The sequence below is a fragment of the Kitasatospora sp. NPDC048239 genome, from assembly GCF_043202015.1.
Classification (GTDB): Bacteria; Actinomycetota; Actinomycetes; order Streptomycetales; family Streptomycetaceae; genus Kitasatospora.
Genome location: NZ_JBICZP010000001.1, coordinates 186,680 through 201,158 on the forward strand (window position 1 = coordinate 186,680; position 14,479 = coordinate 201,158).

A 14,479-nucleotide genomic window follows, 5' to 3' on the forward strand; every position below is an offset into this window, starting at 1 on the left:
GCTCAGGAGGCCGACGGCGACGGTGCGGCCGCAGCCGGCGGCGGGGAGGCCGGGCCGATCGGGATCGGGGTGGAGGCCACCAGGGTGGCCAGGTCGCTAACGGTCATCGTGCAGGCGCCGCCGCCGCCGTTCGCCTCGGCCCGCTGCCCGCAGACCTGGAAGGTGGTGGCCGGGTCCGCCGCGTTCACCATCGCCGAGTAGTTGTCGTAGCCCCAGTGGATCAGGGCCGTCTCCAACTCGCCGGAGGCACTGGTGATGGTGGAGGCGTCGCCGGGCGCGCCCTCGGTGATGGCCGCCCAGGCGGCCTGGCACTTCTGGCTGTAGCGCAGGTAGACGACCACCTTGCCGACGTTGCTGGTCTGCAGGGTGCGGGCGTCGGCGCCGCAGCCGGTGGTCTTCGGGTCCTTGTGCGAGCAGCCGAGGCCCTGGCAGGCGGGCACCGCCTGGGCCGGGCCCGCGGTCTTGGCGGCCGGGCTCGGGGCGGCCGTCGTGGGCGGGACGGACTGGGCGGCGACGGCCTGGTCCCCGTCGGCGCCGGAGAGCCGCACGCCGGCCAGCACCAGCAGCGCGAGCACCACGGCCGCGCAGGTCACCAGCACCAGCGGCCGACGCCACCACACCGGTCCCGTCACCGGGCCGGGCTTCGGCTCCTCCCCGGACTCCGAGGCCTCCGGCGTGTCGCGCGGCGCCTCCTCGACCGCTGCCTCGTCGACAGGTGCCTCCCCGGCCTCGTCCGCCGCCGGGGCGTCGGACGCGAGCTCGTCGGACGCCAGACCGTCCGCCGCCGGGGCGTCCTCGGCGGCCTCCGGGGCCGAGGCCTCCGCCCAGAGCGCCCGCAGCCTGGCCCCGTCGCACTCCACCGCCCCGATCAGCGCCTCCAGCGCCTGCTCGGTGACGACCCGTTTGCCGTTCAGCCAGCGCTCCCAGGAGGCCCGGCTGTAGTGGGTCCTGGTGGCCAGCTCGGACAGCGAGAGGCCGGCCGCGTCCTTGATGGCGCGGAGGTCCTCCGTCAGACGTCTGGCGGGGCCGGACAGCTCGTCCGGCAGTTGCTTCCAGGCGGATGCCATGGGGCCTTCCCAACGTGAGAAACGGCGGACGGGGGGCGGGGAGGGCCGAGGTGCGCACCGGCCCGGGGCCGTGGGGGCGTTTCGGCGTCTCCAACCTCACCGGCCTACCGTCTCAAACCCCAGGTCATGGCTCTGAGACGGACGGAAGTGTCTCACAACCCCGTCAGCCGCTCGAACATGCATGTGCCCGTGCTGCAAAGTTCTCTGGTCGGAGCGTTTCAGCGCCCGATCCTTCGTCCGGGCACTGTTCGCAGACCCGGCGATCAGACGTCCCGAATCCCCCACGGATCGAGGCAGCCTCGCGGGGGGAGGCTGCCTCGAATCAAGGGACGCGCGGCGGGGAGGGCGCCTTGAGGGCGCCCTCCCCGCCGGGACCACCCGCCCGCGGGCGTCCGCGCTCCGCGCCGGGTCGTGCCCGCGCCGGGCCGGTCGGTGGTGGGTCGTGTCGGTGGTGGGTCGTCAGTGGTGGAAGGCCGTCCGGGCCGGCACCCCGAGCTCCTTCAGCGGACCGGGCTGGCTCCGCAGCTCAGGCAGCAGCCGTTCGAGGTCGCCGAGCAGCAGGTCGGCCAGGTCCCGCGAGAAGCCGTTGCGGCACACCACGCGCAGCACCGAGAGGTCCTGACGGTTCTCGGGGAAGGTGTACGCGGGCACCTGCCAGCCGCGCTCGCGCAGTCGGCGCGACACGTCGAACACGTCGAACGGCACGTCGTCGGTGGTGGTGAAGGCGAAGACCGGCAGTTCGTCACCCCGGGTCAGCATCCGGAAGCAGCCGAGCGCCTCGACCCGCCCGGCCAGGTACTGCGCCACCTCGCGCGAGGCCCCCTGCACGGCCCGGAAGCCGTCCCGGCCGAGCCGGACGAAGGTGTAGTACTGCGCGATCACCTCGGCGCCGGGCCGGGAGAAGTTCAGCGCGAAGGTCGGCATCTCGCCGCCGAGGTAGTTGACCCGGAACACCAGCTCCTCGGGCAGCGCCTCGCGGTCGCGCCAGAGCGCCCAGCCGACGCCCGGGTAGACCAGGCCGAACTTGTGGCCGGACGTGTTGATCGAGGCGACCCTGGGCAGCCGGAAGTCCCAGACCAGCTCGGGGTCGAGGAAGGGCGCCACCATGGCACCTGAGGCACCGTCCACGTGTACCGGGACGTCCAGCCCGGTACGCGCCTGGAGCTTGTCCAGGGCGGCGCAGATCTCCTCCACGGGCTCGTACGAGCCGTCGAAGGTCGAGCCGAGGATGCCGACCGCGCCGATGGTGTTCTCGTCGCAGAGCGCCACCGCCTGCTCGGCGCCGAGGTGGTACCGCTCGCCCTCCATCGGCGCGGTGCGGGCCTCGACCTCCCAGAAGGTGCAGAACTTCTCCCAGCAGACCTGCACGTTGACGCCCATCACCAGGTTGGGCCTGGCGCCGGCCGCGTAGCGCTCGGGGTTGCGGCGCATCCAGCGGCGCTTGAGGGCGAGGCCGGCCAGCATGCAGGCCTCGCTGGAGCCGGTGGTGGAGCAGCCGACCGTGTTCTCCGGGTCGGGGGCGTGCCAGAGGTCGGCGAGGATCGCCACGCAGCGCCGCTCCAGTTCGGCGGTCTGCGGGTACTCGTCCTTGTCGATCATGTTCTTGTCGAGGCACTCGGTCATCAGCCGGGAGGCCTGGGCCTCCATCGAGGTGGTGACGAAGGTGGCCAGGTTGAGCTTGGCGTTGCCGTCCAGCATCAGCTCGTCGTGGATCAGCTGGTACGCCGTGTCGGCCGCGACGGGCTTGTCCGCGAGCCGGTGCAGCGGCGGTGACAGCTCCATCGGGCCCAGCGGGTCGGCCGTGCCGACGAACGGACTGATGGTCAGCCGGCGGTCGTCGCCGGCCCCCTTGTGCAGCGCCATGAAGTCCTGCCGCCCTTCGCTACCGGTGACCGCGTCGCCTCCCACGCTGCCACCGGCCACCGCAGGGCGCATCTCCACCGCGCGCCAGGGTGGAGCTAGGCGCTCTCCGGGTGGATCTGCTCGCGGGCGGAGCGGTACTGCTGGCGCACCGCCGAGCCGAGCGGCAGGTCCTGCTCCGGGTCGGGCGCCACGGTGACGGCCTCCGGCAGCGGCCAGCGCGGCGGCTCGGGGGTGCCGGCCAGCGCCCAGGCGGCCTGCCGGGCCGCGCCGCGGGCCGCGTGCGCACCGGGCGGCGGCACCACGACGGGGACGCCGAACAGCAGCGGCGCGATCTGCCGGACGGCCGGGAGCCGACCTGCGGCGCCCAGCAGGAAGACCCGCTTCACCTCGACGCCCTGGACGCGCAGCACGTCGAGGGCGTCCGCGATGTTGCAGAGCATGCCCTCGACGGCGGCCCGGGCCAGGTGCTGGGGGGTCATCGACTCGGCCCGCATTCCGGTCAGGGTGCCGGCCGCGTGCGGCAGCGCGGGCGTCCGCTCGCCGTCCAGGTAGGGCAGCAGCACCAGTCCGTACGCGCCGGGGGAGGACTGCAGGGCGAGGTCGCTCAGGCCCTCCAGGTCGCGGCCGAGCAGGGCGGCGGTGGAGCGGAGCACCTGGGCGGCGTTCAGGGTGGCGACCATCGGCAGGTGCCGGCCGGAGGCGTCGGCGAAGGAGGAGACCAGCCCGGTGGCGTCCACCACGGCCCGCTCGTGCACGGCGAAGATCGTCCCGGAGCTGCCCAGCGAGACCACCGCGTCCCCCGGCCCGAGGCCGAGGCCGAGCGCGGCCGCCATGTTGTCGCCGGTGCCGGCCGAGATCAGCAGGCCTTCGGGGGTGTGCCCGGCGGGCTCCGCGGGGGCGAGCACCTCGGGCAGCCGCAGCTCGTGGCCGAGCGCGAGCTCCACCAGGTCCTGGCGGTACTCGCCGGTGATCGGCGACCAGTAGCCGGTCCCGGAGGCGTCGCCCCGGTCGGTGGTGCGCCGCTTGGGGTGGCCGAGCAGCTGCCAGACCAGCCAGTCGTGCGGCAGCAGCACCTCGGCCACCCGGCGGGCGTTCGCCGGCTCGAACTCGGCGAGCCAGCGCAGCTTCGCGATCGTGTAGGTGGGGCCCGGTACGGCGCCGATCGCCTGGGTCCAGGCCGCCGCGCCGCCCAGGGCGTCCAGCAGGGCGGCCGCGGCGCCACTGGAGCGCGGGTCGTTCCACAGGATCGCGGGGCGGACCAGTACGCCGCCCGCGTCCAGGCCGAGCATGCCGTGCTGCTGCGCGCTGACGCCGATCGCCCGGACGCCCTCCAGCAGGCCGCCGGCGGCCGCGTCGCCGAGCGAGTGCAGCCAGATCTGCGGGTCGGCCTCGCCGGCCCGGGCGTCCGGGCCCTCCGGAGCGGGGTGCGGTGCCTTGCCGGACCGCAGCACCGCGCCGGTTTCGGTGTCGCACGCGACGATCCGGGTGTGGCTGGTCGAGCTGTCTATCCCCGCGACGATGGCCATGTCGAGATCATGCCTCAGCGCACGGTCGGACGCGTCCGGACCGGGCAGGTTTTGCCCGTTCGGTATCGCGGCCGGATCCCCCGCGGACAGCCGCCCGTCACCAGGTCGTCACGGGCGGAAGGTACCCCAGCCGTCGTCCTCGACCCGGGGCCGGTTGAAGTACGGCACCCGTTCGGTGACGGCGGGCGGCAGCTTGTCGCCGACCTTGTCCGCGACGGCCCCGGCGGCCTTCCCGGCGACCGCTCCGGCCTGCTGCTTCGCCTTGCCGGCCGCGCCCTGGACCTTGGGGTTCTGGGCGACCTGCCGGGTGACCTTGGCGATCTGCTCATAGCGCTGGCGCCCGGCGCGCGAGCCCAGCACGTAGCCCGCCGCGAGTCCGACGATCAACGACAGCTTCCACATGATCGGATTCCACCCTCTCCTGGCGGCCTCTGCCGCATTGCCCTACCCGTAGTTCGGGGCGGCGAACCGTCCGTGCCCCCCAGCATCCCCGGGCGCTCCGCCGGGCGCGCGCGGGGCGCGCCGGTCGGGGCCGCCGGGGCGGCCGGGGGGAAAGCGATTGGCGGACCACCCCCCCGAGTGCGCTAATGTATGTCCCGCAGCGAGCGCCGAGGAGCCCGGGGAACCGGGAGCCGAAGCGGAAGCCGATCCCCCATAGCTCAATTGGCAGAGCAGCCGACTGTTAATCGGCAGGTTATTGGTTCGAGTCCAATTGGGGGAGCTCAGGTGGCGGGTCCTTCGGGCCCGTTCTCCTGTCCGTGGTACGGCAGTTGTGTACCGCGATCCCGCATAGCTCAATTGGCAGAGCAGCCGGCTGTTAACCGGCAGGTTTTTGGTTCGAGTCCAAATGCGGGAGCTTCACCGGGTGCGCCCGGTGACTGCTCAGAGCGAAGGCCCCCCGGTCGACCGGGGGGCCTTCGTGTTGTGTGGCCTGCGCCACCTCCGGCCCGGCCGCCCGACCGGATCCGGGGTCGGACGGGCTCCGGTGCCGGGCAGGCCCTAGGCGGTGGCCCGGCGGTACAGCTCGGCGACCTTGTCGTCGAAGGCGACGCTGTACGAGGTGTCCGGGGTCTCGCCGCCCTCCTGGTAGCCGCCGATCACGCCGACCACCGTGCCGCCCTGGGTGATCCACGGGCTCCCGCTGGTGCCGTCGGTGTAGCCGCCGCAGTCGAACCGCTCCTGGGTGGGGCTCTGCGAGCTTGTCCGGGCCGCGCAGGTGATCGGCTCGTCGCGCTCGTTGGGGTAGCCCGTCACCGAGACCGCGAGCCCGAAGCCCTCGCCGGTGCCGAGGGTGTTGCCGCCGACCGCGTCCTCGACCTCCCGGCCGCCGGCCGGCCGCAGGGTGACGAAGGCCACGTCGTACTCGGGATCGTCGTCCTCCGCCCAGCGCGGGTCGACGGTGATCGACTGGACCGGCCAACTCCCGTAGGGCGAGTAGCCGTTGCGGTAGCCGGGGGTGAACACCAGGCCGTCCAGCAGGCCGATCCGGCGGCTCTGCACGCAGTGTGCGGCCGTCACCAGCAGATTGCGCCGCGGGCTGTGCACCACGCTCGCCGTGCACGCCCGCGGACCCTGCGCGGTGCGGATCGAGAGGGTGCCGACCCGGTCGCCCGACGGGCTCTGCGCCGCAACCCCGGCGGTCACGGCCGGCTCCGCCCCGCCGCCGCAGGCGATGCCGGCGGCGAGCAGCAGGGCCGCCAGCGCGACCGCCTGGCCCGCGCGCATGGGCCGTACCGGGCGGGAGGCCATCGGGTCTCCGTCTCGTCCTCGGGGCGGGCACTGCGGGTCGTGCGTACCGCCGTTCGTGAGGAAGATCTATCAGGCCGCGCCCGGTGGCGCCACCCCCGGCCCGGTCAGCCCGTGGCCCGGTCGTAGAGGGCCTGGACGCGGTCCCCGAAGTAGCTGCTGTACGAGGTGTCGGGGCTGTCCCCGCCCTCCTGGTGGCCGCCGATCACGCCGACCACGGTGCCGGTCCTGGAGGCCGGGTCGAAGTCGGTCACCCAGGGGCTGCCGCTGGTGCCGCCGGTGTAGTCCGGGCAGTCGATCCGCAGCTGGGTCGGGCTCTGCTCGGTGGTGGTGTTGCTACAGGTGATCGGCACGTCGCTGGTGCCGGGGTAGCCGGTGACCTTCACCGGCAGCCGGAAGCCGCGGTTGACGCCGAGCCGGTTCGCGCCGAGCACCTGCTGCACCTGCTGTCCGTTCTGGGCCTGGACGACCGCGAAGGCGACGTCCACGTCCGGGTCGGCGCCGTCCTTCCAGGCCTGGTCGACGGTGACGGCCAGCAGCGGCCAGACGCCGCTCGGGGCGTCGCCGTCCCGGTAGCCGGGCACGAACACCAGGTCGCCGCGCTGGCCGAGCTTCGGGTCCCAGACACAGTGCGCGGCGGTGACGATCAGGTTGAGTCCGGCGCTGTCGACCACGCTGGCGGTGCAGAAGTGGTCGCCGTCCGCGTTGCGGGTGAAGACGGCGCCGACCAGTCCGTTGAGGACGCTGGGCTTGGCGGTGCGGGTGACGCCGGTGTGCCGGGCGGCGGCGCCGCGCAGCCGGTCCCGGCTCCAGCCGTGGCTGTCGGCGGCGGGTGACGACGGCGGGTGCGAGCTCACCGTCGGCGTGCTGCCGCCGGGGCCCGCGGCGGTGGTGCAGCCCGCGGCCGCCAGCGCCAACAGGGCGGCGCCGACCGGGGCCAGCTCACGTACCGTCATCCGCCCAGGCTCCCGGCGCCCCTGGCCGCCCGCCAGCGGGCCTGCGCCGTCCGGGGAGGCGTGATGGCGGGCGTACCCGTGTGCGCCCCCGGCGCGCACCACGGCTGACCGACCGGCTATGCTGCCCGGGACGGCCTTCCGGGGCCGTCTGCTGCTGCCGCAACCGGGTGACCGGCGGGCACGGCGAACCGGGGCGGTAGCTCAGCCGGTTAGAGCAGGGGACTCATAATCCCTTGGTCGTGGGTTCGAGTCCCACCCGCCCCACCTCCGAACCAGACGGTTCGTCAGATAAAAAGGGCTTCTGGCCAGGGGAAATGCATCCCGGTCTGATCGAACTGTAGAGCACCGGGCCCGCTGGAGCCCGGCCGCCACGCCGAGAGTCACCCACGAGTGGACATCCGTGGACACGGCAGAGGCGCGGGGCGAGCGGCGCCGCCCGGGGGGAGCCAACCGGGCCGCGTTCCGTATCCTGACCCGATGCTCGAACCCGCCCGGCTGCCGACCCCGCTGACCGACTGCACCGACGAGGCCCTGGCGCGTACCGGGGTGGAGCTGCGGCTCAAGCGGGACGACCTGCTGCACCCGGGAGTTCCGGGGAACAAGTGGCGCAAGCTCGCCCCCAACCTGTCGGCGGCCGTCGAGCAGGGGCACACCCGGCTGGTGACCTTCGGCGGGGCGTACTCCACGCATCTGCGGGCGGTGGCCGTGGCGGCCGGGGCGCTCGGGCTGGAGAGCGTCGGGCTGGTCCGCGGCGAGGAGCTGGCCGGGGCCCCGCGCAACTGGTCGCTGCGGGCGGCCGAGGCGGCGGGGATGGAGCTGGCGTTCCTGTCGCGCTCGGCGTACCGGGAGGCGGCCGGCCGCGGGGCACCCGGCGGCGCGGCCGAGGCGGAGCTGCAGCGCCGCTGGGGCCCGTGCCTGGTGCTGCCGGAGGGCGGCTCCAACGCGCTCGCGGCGATCGGTGCGGCGCAGATCCCGGCGGAGCTGCCCGACCTCGGCGAGCGGGACGTGGTCTGCTGCCCGGTCGGCACCGGCGGCACCCTCGCGGGCATCGCGGCCGGCCTGCCGCCGGGGGCGCGGGCGCTCGGCGTGGCCGTGCTGCGCGGCGGCGAGGGCTATCTGGAGGGCGAGGTGACGCGGCTGCACCGGGCCGCGTACGGGCGCGGGTTCGACAACTGGCGGATCGACCACGACCACCACGGCGGCGGCTACGGCCGCGTCCCAGCCGGGCTGGCCGCCTTCGCGGATGGCTTCGAGCAGCGGCACGGCGTCGCGTTGGAGCGGCGCTACGTCGCGAAGCTGCTCGCCGCCGTGCACGGCCTGGCCGCCGCCGGGGCCTTCCCGCCGGGGACCAGGCTGACCGCGGTCGTCACCGGCCTGCCGGACCCGCCGGACGGGCCCTAGCCGAAGGTGAGGTTGGCGCAGGGGTCGGTGTCGGCGTTGCGGGAGTTCTCGGCGATGCCGGTGGGGACGCCGGTCGGGGTCGGGGCGGCGCTCGCGCCGGGGGCGGCGGCCGGGGCGCCGCCGGGAGTGGGGACGCCGGGGGCGGCCGCTCCCGGGGCGGCGGCGAGGGAGTCGATGCCGGTGGAGGCGGTCGGGTGGTAGTCCCGGCCGAGGGTGATGGTGACGTCCTCCGAGCCCGGCTCCTCGACCAGCCGCGCCTGCGGGAAGAGCGGCGCCAGCTGGTCGGCGACGGCCTTCAGCGCGGGACCGTAGGCGATCTCGGTCCGCAGCCGCCCGCCGTCGACCGGGCCCAGGACGACGTTCTGGAAGCCCTTGGCCCGGATCGTCTCCGCGGCCTTGCCGGCCAGGCCGGAGGTGCCGACCCCGTTGACCACCACGACGGGCGCGGCGGCCTGCTCGGGCGTCAGCGCGGTGGGGGAGGGCGCGGCGGCGGTCGGCGTCCCGGAGGGGGCGGGGGCGCCGTCGGCCTGGCCGGTGGTCTGCCCGTCCAGGGTGCGGTCCTCCCGCAGCAGCCGCCAGAGCGTGTCCACGTCGGGGTGGACCAGGGCGACCCGGTCGCCGGAGTAGCGCCAGGGCGTGGTGACGAAGGTGATGTCGGAGAGCTTGATGCTCTGCAGCGACTGGGCGAAGTCCACCAGCTTCAGCGCGGTGCCGAGGTTCTCGTCGACGGTGAGCGAGCGGGTGGCGGCGTCGGCCAGCGGGAGCAGGGTGGGCAGCGAGAAGCCGAGGCCCTGGATCTTCTTGATCATCGAGGACAGGAAGGCCTGCTGGCGCTTCATCCGCCCGATGTCGGAGTTGTCGCCGAAGCCGTACCGGGCCCGCAGGTAGTCCACGGCCGGCTGGCCGGAGATCTTCTGCAGCCCCTTCTTGAGCCGGATGTTGTGCGAGTTGACGTCGTTGGGGACGCAGATGTCCACGCCGTTGATGGCCTCGGTCATCGCCGCGACGCCCTTGAAGTCGACCACGATGGTGTGGTCGATCCGCAGCCCGGTCAGCGCCTCGACGGTGTTCTGCGTGCAGGCCGGGTTGCCCTTGGGCAGCTCGCCTATGGTGAACGCCGAGTTGAACATCTGGTTCGGCCGCGGCTCCGTCCAGCGGCCGCTCGGCAGCTTGCAGGACGGGATGGTCACCAGGGTGTCCCGGGGTATGGAGACGCCGACGGCGTGCTTGTGGTCGGCGTAGATGTGCAGCACGATCGCGGTGTCCGAGTGGCCCACGCCCTCGTCACCGCCGCCGAGGTCGGCGTTGCCGTCGTCCCGGGTGTCCGAGCCGAGCAGCAGGACGTTGACCGGGACGGAGGCGCCGGGCGTGACCGGGACGGGCGCCGGCGGGCGGGTGGTGGCCACGCCGCCCGGGTCGAAGGTGGTGATGTTGCTGTCGAGCCGGTGGTAGAACCAGGCCCCGGCGCCCGTGACGGACAGCACCAGGACGGCGGCGAGCCCTACGGCGGTTCGTACGATGCGCCGCCTGCGCGAGCTGCTGCTCATCGTCCCCGGGCCCCCGTCTTCTCGTGTCGGTGCGTGCGGCGCCGGTCTGGACAGTCCGGTGCCGAGTTACTCGAACGTTAGACGTTTCGGGGAAGTGTTCGGTTACATCCGATGGCCGACGAATACGGCCCGGATCAGGCATTCCGGCTGTGATGCTGCTCACGCCGGCGTCCTGGGGTGCCCGAAGCGGGCGCCCTGGTCAGGCCCCCGGGCCGGAGGCGCCGGACAGCATCCGCCGCAGCAGGTCCCGCAGGGCGGTGCGCTCCTCGGCGTCGAGGGCGGCCAGCGGCTCACGGGCGAAGTTGAGCGACTCGCGCAGCTCCTCGGAGGCGGCCGCGCCGGTGTCGGTGGCGGCGACCAGCTTCACCCGGCGGTCCTGCCGGTCGGCCTCGCGGGTCACGAAGCCGCGCGACTCCAGGCGGTCGACGATCCCGGTGATGTTGGACGGCTCGCAGCTCAGGGTCTGCGCGATGTGGCGCATCGGCATCGGCCCGCGCCGCAGCAGGGCGAGCACCTTGGCCTGCGCGCCGGTGAGCGAGCGGGCGGCTGCGGCCTCCTCGTACTCGCGATGGAAGAGCCCGACCAGATTGGCCATGAGGTCGACGACCTCGCGGGTGATCTCGTCGGACTGCGGCGTGGCGGCCCCGGTCGGCTGGGTGTCCATGCCTCAGAGTCTACCTGAACATTTGACAACATGAACCTTTCATGTCCATCGTTACTTCAGTAAGTCAACCTTTCATGCAAGCAGGGAGTACCACCCATGGCAGACCAGGCAGCGCCCGCGACCGCCCGCGAATGGCACCTCGCCGCCCGCCCGCAGGGCTGGCCCGTCCCCGCCGACTTCGCGCTGGTCGAGGCGCCGGTCCGCACCCCCGGCCCGGGCGAGATCCTGGTCCGCAACGCCTACCTCTCGGTCGACCCGTACATGCGCGGCCGGATGAACGACGTGAAGTCGTACGTCCCGCCGTTCCAGCTCGGCGAGCCGATGGACGGCGGCGCCGTCGGCTACGTGGTCGCCTCCGCGGCCGAGGGCTTCGCCCCGGGCGACGCGGTGCTGCACGGGCTCGGCTGGCGCGAGTACGCCACCGTGGACGCCCGGCGCGCGGTGAAGGTCGACCCGTCCGTGCCGCTGTCCGCCTACCTCGGCGTGCTCGGCATGACCGGCCTGACCGCCTACGCCGGCCTGCTGGCCGTCGCCGGTCTCAAGGAGGGCGACCGGGTCTTCGTCTCCGGCGCGGCCGGCGCGGTCGGCTCGATGGTCGGCCAGATCGCCCGGCTCAAGGGTGCGGCGCTGGTCGTCGGTTCGGCCGGCAGCCCGGAGAAGGTCGCCAGGCTGGTCGACGACTACGGCTTCGACGCGGCGTTCAACTACAAGGACGCCCCGGTCGCCGAGCAGCTCGCCAAGGCCGCCCCGGACGGCATCGACGTGTACTTCGACAACGTCGGCGGCGAACACCTGGAGGCCGCGATCGGCGCCCTCACCCCGCACGGCCGGGCCGTGCTGTGCGGCGCGATCGCCCAGTACAACGAGACCTCCGCCCCGGTGGCCCCGCGCAACCTGGCGCTGGTGATCGGCAAGCGGCTGCGCCTGGAGGGCATGCTGGTGGGCGACCACGCCGCCCTGCAGCCGCAGTTCGTCGCCGAGGTGGGCGGCTGGCTGCAGGACGGCGCACTGCGCAACGAGGAGACCGTGGTGGACGGCTTCGAGCACACCGCGCAGGCCTTCCTGGACCTGCTGCGGGGCGTCAACACCGGCAAGATGGTCGTTCGCCTCGACGGCTGACACCGCATCAGGACCCCTTCGCCGGGGCCGCTCGACCGCCCCGCCGCCCCGCCCGGGCGTGCGGGGCGGTTTGCGTACCGGGCGCTGGGGGTTCGCCCGCACTACCGCATTCCGGCCGGATCCGAAAGTGCGTCATCCGCGGTGCGGGGAGGCGCGGTACGGTGGTTCCGCCGCCTATGGGGCCGTTCGGGGGAGAGATCCCACCGAGGGGTGGACCTCGTTGAGGATTCGACTAGCATTGAGCGAAAGCCTGTCCGTTTTGCTCAATTTAGTGGCTTAATGTCGGCTAACGTGGGTAACTGTGGATCAACTACAGGCACTGACACGAGGCAGCTGGGGAAGGCGACCCTCGTCCACAGCCTGGAGGTCCCGGTGACGACACGTGGAGTCCTGTACGTCCACTCCGCGCCCCGCGCGCTGTGCCCGCACGTCGAGTGGGCCGTCGCAGGAGTGCTCGGTGTGCGGGTGAGCCTGGACTGGATCCGCCAGCCGGCCGCACCCGGACACTGGCGCGCCGAGCTCTCCTGGCAGGGTGAGCCCGGTACGGCCTCGAAGCTCGCCTCCGCGCTGCGCGGCTGGCAGCTGATGCGCTACGAGGTCACCAGCGAGCCCTGCGCCACGGCGGAGGGCGAGCGGTACAGCAGCACGCCCACACTCGGCATCTTCCATGCCGTCACGGGCATCCACGGGGACATCCTGATCCCCGAGGACCGGCTGCGCGCCGTCCTGCTGCGCGCCCGCAGCGAGGGCGCCGACCTGGAGGCGGAGATCTCCCGGCTGCTCGGCAAGCCCTGGGACGACGAACTGGAGCCGTTCCGCTACGCCGGGGAGGGCGCTCCGGTGCGCTGGCTGCACCAGGTGGTCTGAGACCGGACGTACGACGAAGGGGCCGGCCGCTCGGTACGAGCGGCCGGCCCCTTCGCGCGGGTTCGGTCAGACGCTGCGGAAGGCCAGCACCACGTTGTGGCCGCCGAAGCCGAACGAGTTGTTCAGCGCCGCGATCCGGCCCTCGGGCAGCGGACGGGCCACGTCGCGCACGATGTCCGCGTCCACGTCGTCGTCCAGCTCCTCGACGTTGATGGTCGGCGGGGCGAGCCGGTGGTGCAGCGCCAGCACGGTGGCGACGGTCTCGATGCCGCCGGCGCCGCCCAGCAGGTGGCCGGTCATCGACTTGGTCGCCGAGATGGCGATGTGGTCCAGGTCGTCGCCCAGCTCCTTGCGGAGCGCCTTCAGCTCGGCGGTGTCACCCTGCGGGGTCGAGGTGGCGTGCGCGTTGACGTGCACGATCTCGGCCTTGGAGAGGTCGTTGCGCTCGAAGAGGTCGGCGAGCGCCCGGGCCACGCCGGCGCCGGTGGGCTCGGGCTGGGCGATGTGGTGGGCGTCCGAGGACAGGCCCTGGCCCACGGCCTCGCAGTAGATCCGGGCGCCGCGCGCCTCGGCGTGCTCGATCGACTCCAGGACGACGATGCCGGCGCCCTCGCCCAGCACGAAGCCGTCCCGGCCCTTGTCGTACGGGCGGGAGGCGCGCTGCGGCTCGTCGTTGTTCTTGGACATCGCCATCATGTTGGCGAACGCGGCGATCGGCAGCGGGTGCATCGCGGCCTCGGTGCCGCCGGCCACCACGACGTCGGCGCGGCCGGTGCGGATCATCTCGATCGCGTAGCCGATCGCCTCGGCGCCGGAGGCGCAGGCGGAGACGGGGGTGTGCACACCCGCGCGGGCGCCGACCTCCAGGCCGACGTTGGCCGCCGGGGAGTTGGGCATCAGCATCGGGACGGTGTGCGGGGAGACCTTGCGGGCGCCCTTCTCCCGCAGGATGTCGTACTGGTCGAGCAGGGTGCCAACGCCGCCGATGCCGGAGGCGACCACGGCGCCCAGGCGCTCGGGGGCGAGCTTGGAGGAGTTGTCGGTGGCCGGGGTCTCGAACCCGGCGTCGGCCCAGGCCTCGCGGGCGGCGATCAGCGCGAACTGCGCCGAGCGGTCCAGCCGGCGGGCCAGCGGGCGGGGGAGGATCTCGCCCGGCTCGATCGCGACGCGCGCGCCGATCCGGACAGGCAGATCGGCGGCCCACTCGTCGGTCAGCGGAGCCACTCCCGAGTGCCCGGCAACCAGGTTCTCCCAGGTGGTGGCGGCATCGCCGCCCAGCGGCGTGAAGGCGCCGATACCCGTGACGACCACGGTACGGTTTTCAGCGGTCACTGGATCTTCTTCTCTCACGTGTGCGGTTCGGCGGCGAGCCGGGGGTGGGACCCGGCCGGGGCGCCCGGTGGGGCGCCCCGACCGGAAGGTCGGCGGGCACGGGGCCTACCGACGGTCAGGCATCGAGCTGGTTGATCGCTCAGGCGTTGGCGAGGATGTAGTCCACCGCGTCGCCGACGGTCTTGAGGTTCTTGACCTCGTCGTCCGGGATCTTCACGTCGAAGCGCTCCTCGGCGGCCACGACGACCTCGACCATGGAGAGCGAGTCGACGTCCAGGTCGTCGGTGAAGGACTTGTCGACCTCGACGTCCTCGGCCGGGATGCCGGCGATCTCGTTGACGATCTCAGCGAGACCTTCCAGGACCTCGTCCTTGGTAGCCATACTGGCTGC

The 14,479-nt window shown here is 73.3% G+C and carries 13 protein-coding genes and 3 tRNA genes; 6 read left to right on the forward strand and 10 right to left on the reverse strand.

Going from position 1 to position 14,479, the window contains the following annotated elements:
* Positions 1 to 2 precede the first annotated feature (2 nt).
* From ACGFZP_RS00810 to ACGFZP_RS00825, 4 genes are all read right to left on the reverse strand, one after another.
* Positions 3 to 1,067 (reverse strand): DUF2690 domain-containing protein, encoded by a 1,065-nt coding sequence (locus ACGFZP_RS00810; RefSeq protein ID WP_392927200.1) that lies wholly within the window; start codon positions 1,065 to 1,067, stop codon positions 3 to 5.
* A gap of 459 nt (positions 1,068 to 1,526) precedes the next feature.
* Positions 1,527 to 2,930: a glutamate decarboxylase gene (locus ACGFZP_RS00815; protein ID WP_392928284.1), complete on the reverse strand. Its 1,404-nt coding sequence runs from the start codon at positions 2,928 to 2,930 to the stop codon at positions 1,527 to 1,529.
* 95 nt (positions 2,931 to 3,025) lie between these two features.
* Positions 3,026 to 4,456, reverse strand: coding sequence for an FGGY family carbohydrate kinase (locus tag ACGFZP_RS00820; protein WP_392927202.1), 1,431 nt, complete (start codon positions 4,454 to 4,456; stop codon positions 3,026 to 3,028).
* A 108-nt stretch (positions 4,457 to 4,564) separates the two neighbouring features.
* The gene (locus ACGFZP_RS00825; protein ID WP_392928286.1) at positions 4,565 to 4,861 is read right to left on the reverse strand and encodes a hypothetical protein; all 297 of its coding nucleotides are present in this window, start codon (positions 4,859 to 4,861) and stop codon (positions 4,565 to 4,567) included.
* A 243-nt stretch (positions 4,862 to 5,104) separates the two neighbouring features.
* On the opposite strand from ACGFZP_RS00825, the gene ACGFZP_RS00830 reads away from it, so the two are divergent.
* Together ACGFZP_RS00830 and ACGFZP_RS00835 are read left to right on the forward strand one after the other, a co-directional pair.
* Positions 5,105 to 5,177 (forward strand) — tRNA-Asn (locus tag ACGFZP_RS00830).
* A 62-nt stretch (positions 5,178 to 5,239) separates the two neighbouring features.
* A tRNA-Asn gene (locus tag ACGFZP_RS00835) sits at positions 5,240 to 5,312 on the forward strand.
* A gap of 143 nt (positions 5,313 to 5,455) precedes the next feature.
* On the opposite strand, the gene ACGFZP_RS00840 is transcribed toward ACGFZP_RS00835, so the two are convergent.
* Together ACGFZP_RS00840 and ACGFZP_RS00845 are read right to left on the reverse strand one after the other, a co-directional pair.
* Positions 5,456 to 6,205, reverse strand: a complete 750-nt coding sequence (locus tag ACGFZP_RS00840; RefSeq protein ID WP_392927204.1) for a trypsin-like serine peptidase — start codon at positions 6,203 to 6,205, stop codon at positions 5,456 to 5,458.
* Positions 6,206 to 6,309: 104 nt separating this feature from the next.
* Positions 6,310 to 7,158, reverse strand: a complete 849-nt coding sequence (locus tag ACGFZP_RS00845) for a trypsin-like serine peptidase (protein ID WP_392927207.1) — start codon at positions 7,156 to 7,158, stop codon at positions 6,310 to 6,312.
* Positions 7,159 to 7,348: 190 nt separating this feature from the next.
* Between ACGFZP_RS00845 and ACGFZP_RS00850 the strand changes: the two genes are divergently transcribed.
* Together ACGFZP_RS00850 and ACGFZP_RS00855 are read left to right on the forward strand one after the other, a co-directional pair.
* Positions 7,349 to 7,422, forward strand: a tRNA-Ile gene (locus ACGFZP_RS00850).
* A gap of 213 nt (positions 7,423 to 7,635) precedes the next feature.
* Positions 7,636 to 8,559 (forward strand): 1-aminocyclopropane-1-carboxylate deaminase/D-cysteine desulfhydrase, encoded by a 924-nt coding sequence (locus ACGFZP_RS00855; protein ID WP_392927209.1) that lies wholly within the window; start codon positions 7,636 to 7,638, stop codon positions 8,557 to 8,559.
* Here ACGFZP_RS00855 and ACGFZP_RS00860 read toward each other — a convergent pair.
* Both ACGFZP_RS00860 and ACGFZP_RS00865 read right to left on the reverse strand, forming a co-directional pair.
* Positions 8,556 to 10,106, reverse strand: a complete 1,551-nt coding sequence (locus ACGFZP_RS00860; RefSeq protein ID WP_392927212.1) for an LCP family protein — start codon at positions 10,104 to 10,106, stop codon at positions 8,556 to 8,558. The two genes, ACGFZP_RS00855 and ACGFZP_RS00860, sit on opposite strands and share 4 nt — an antisense overlap.
* 199 nt (positions 10,107 to 10,305) lie before the next feature.
* Positions 10,306 to 10,770, reverse strand: a complete 465-nt coding sequence (locus ACGFZP_RS00865; RefSeq protein ID WP_387939898.1) for a MarR family winged helix-turn-helix transcriptional regulator — start codon at positions 10,768 to 10,770, stop codon at positions 10,306 to 10,308.
* 96 nt (positions 10,771 to 10,866) lie between these two features.
* On the opposite strand from ACGFZP_RS00865, the gene ACGFZP_RS00870 reads away from it, so the two are divergent.
* Together ACGFZP_RS00870 and ACGFZP_RS00875 are read left to right on the forward strand one after the other, a co-directional pair.
* The gene (locus tag ACGFZP_RS00870) at positions 10,867 to 11,889 is read left to right on the forward strand and encodes an NADP-dependent oxidoreductase (RefSeq protein ID WP_392927215.1); all 1,023 of its coding nucleotides are present in this window, start codon (positions 10,867 to 10,869) and stop codon (positions 11,887 to 11,889) included.
* 372 nt (positions 11,890 to 12,261) lie between these two features.
* Positions 12,262 to 12,756, forward strand: coding sequence for a DUF3145 domain-containing protein (locus ACGFZP_RS00875; protein WP_238740953.1), 495 nt, complete (start codon positions 12,262 to 12,264; stop codon positions 12,754 to 12,756).
* 66 nt (positions 12,757 to 12,822) lie between these two features.
* Here the strand turns inward: ACGFZP_RS00875 and fabF are convergent, their stop codons facing one another.
* Both fabF and ACGFZP_RS00885 read right to left on the reverse strand, forming a co-directional pair.
* Positions 12,823 to 14,088 carry a beta-ketoacyl-ACP synthase II gene (fabF, locus tag ACGFZP_RS00880; protein WP_392927218.1) on the reverse strand — a complete coding sequence of 422 codons (1,266 nt, stop codon included), beginning with the start codon at positions 14,086 to 14,088 and terminating at the stop codon, positions 12,823 to 12,825.
* A 139-nt stretch (positions 14,089 to 14,227) separates the two neighbouring features.
* Positions 14,228 to 14,470: an acyl carrier protein gene (locus ACGFZP_RS00885; RefSeq protein WP_387939906.1), complete on the reverse strand. Its 243-nt coding sequence runs from the start codon at positions 14,468 to 14,470 to the stop codon at positions 14,228 to 14,230.
* Positions 14,471 to 14,479 lie beyond the last annotated feature (9 nt).

Bases quoted from the DNA above. Each gene is read 5' to 3' on its own strand.
- ACGFZP_RS00810 (WP_392927200.1), bottom strand. From the start codon at position 1,067: ATGGCATCCGCCTGGAAGCAACTGCCGGACGAGCTGTCCGGCCCCGCC.
- ACGFZP_RS00815 (WP_392928284.1), bottom strand. From the start codon at position 2,930: ATGGCGCTGCACAAGGGGGCCGGCGACGACCGCCGGCTGACCATCAGT.
- ACGFZP_RS00820 (WP_392927202.1), bottom strand. From the start codon at position 4,456: ATGGCCATCGTCGCGGGGATAGACAGCTCGACCAGCCACACCCGGATC.
- ACGFZP_RS00840 (WP_392927204.1), bottom strand. From the start codon at position 6,205: ATGGCCTCCCGCCCGGTACGGCCCATGCGCGCGGGCCAGGCGGTCGCG.
- ACGFZP_RS00845 (WP_392927207.1), bottom strand. From the start codon at position 7,158: ATGACGGTACGTGAGCTGGCCCCGGTCGGCGCCGCCCTGTTGGCGCTG.
- ACGFZP_RS00855 (WP_392927209.1), top strand. From the start codon at position 7,636: ATGCTCGAACCCGCCCGGCTGCCGACCCCGCTGACCGACTGCACCGAC.
- ACGFZP_RS00860 (WP_392927212.1), bottom strand. From the start codon at position 10,106: ATGAGCAGCAGCTCGCGCAGGCGGCGCATCGTACGAACCGCCGTAGGG.
- ACGFZP_RS00865 (WP_387939898.1), bottom strand. From the start codon at position 10,770: ATGGACACCCAGCCGACCGGGGCCGCCACGCCGCAGTCCGACGAGATC.
- ACGFZP_RS00870 (WP_392927215.1), top strand. From the start codon at position 10,867: ATGGCAGACCAGGCAGCGCCCGCGACCGCCCGCGAATGGCACCTCGCC.
- ACGFZP_RS00885 (WP_387939906.1), bottom strand. From the start codon at position 14,470: ATGGCTACCAAGGACGAGGTCCTGGAAGGTCTCGCTGAGATCGTCAAC.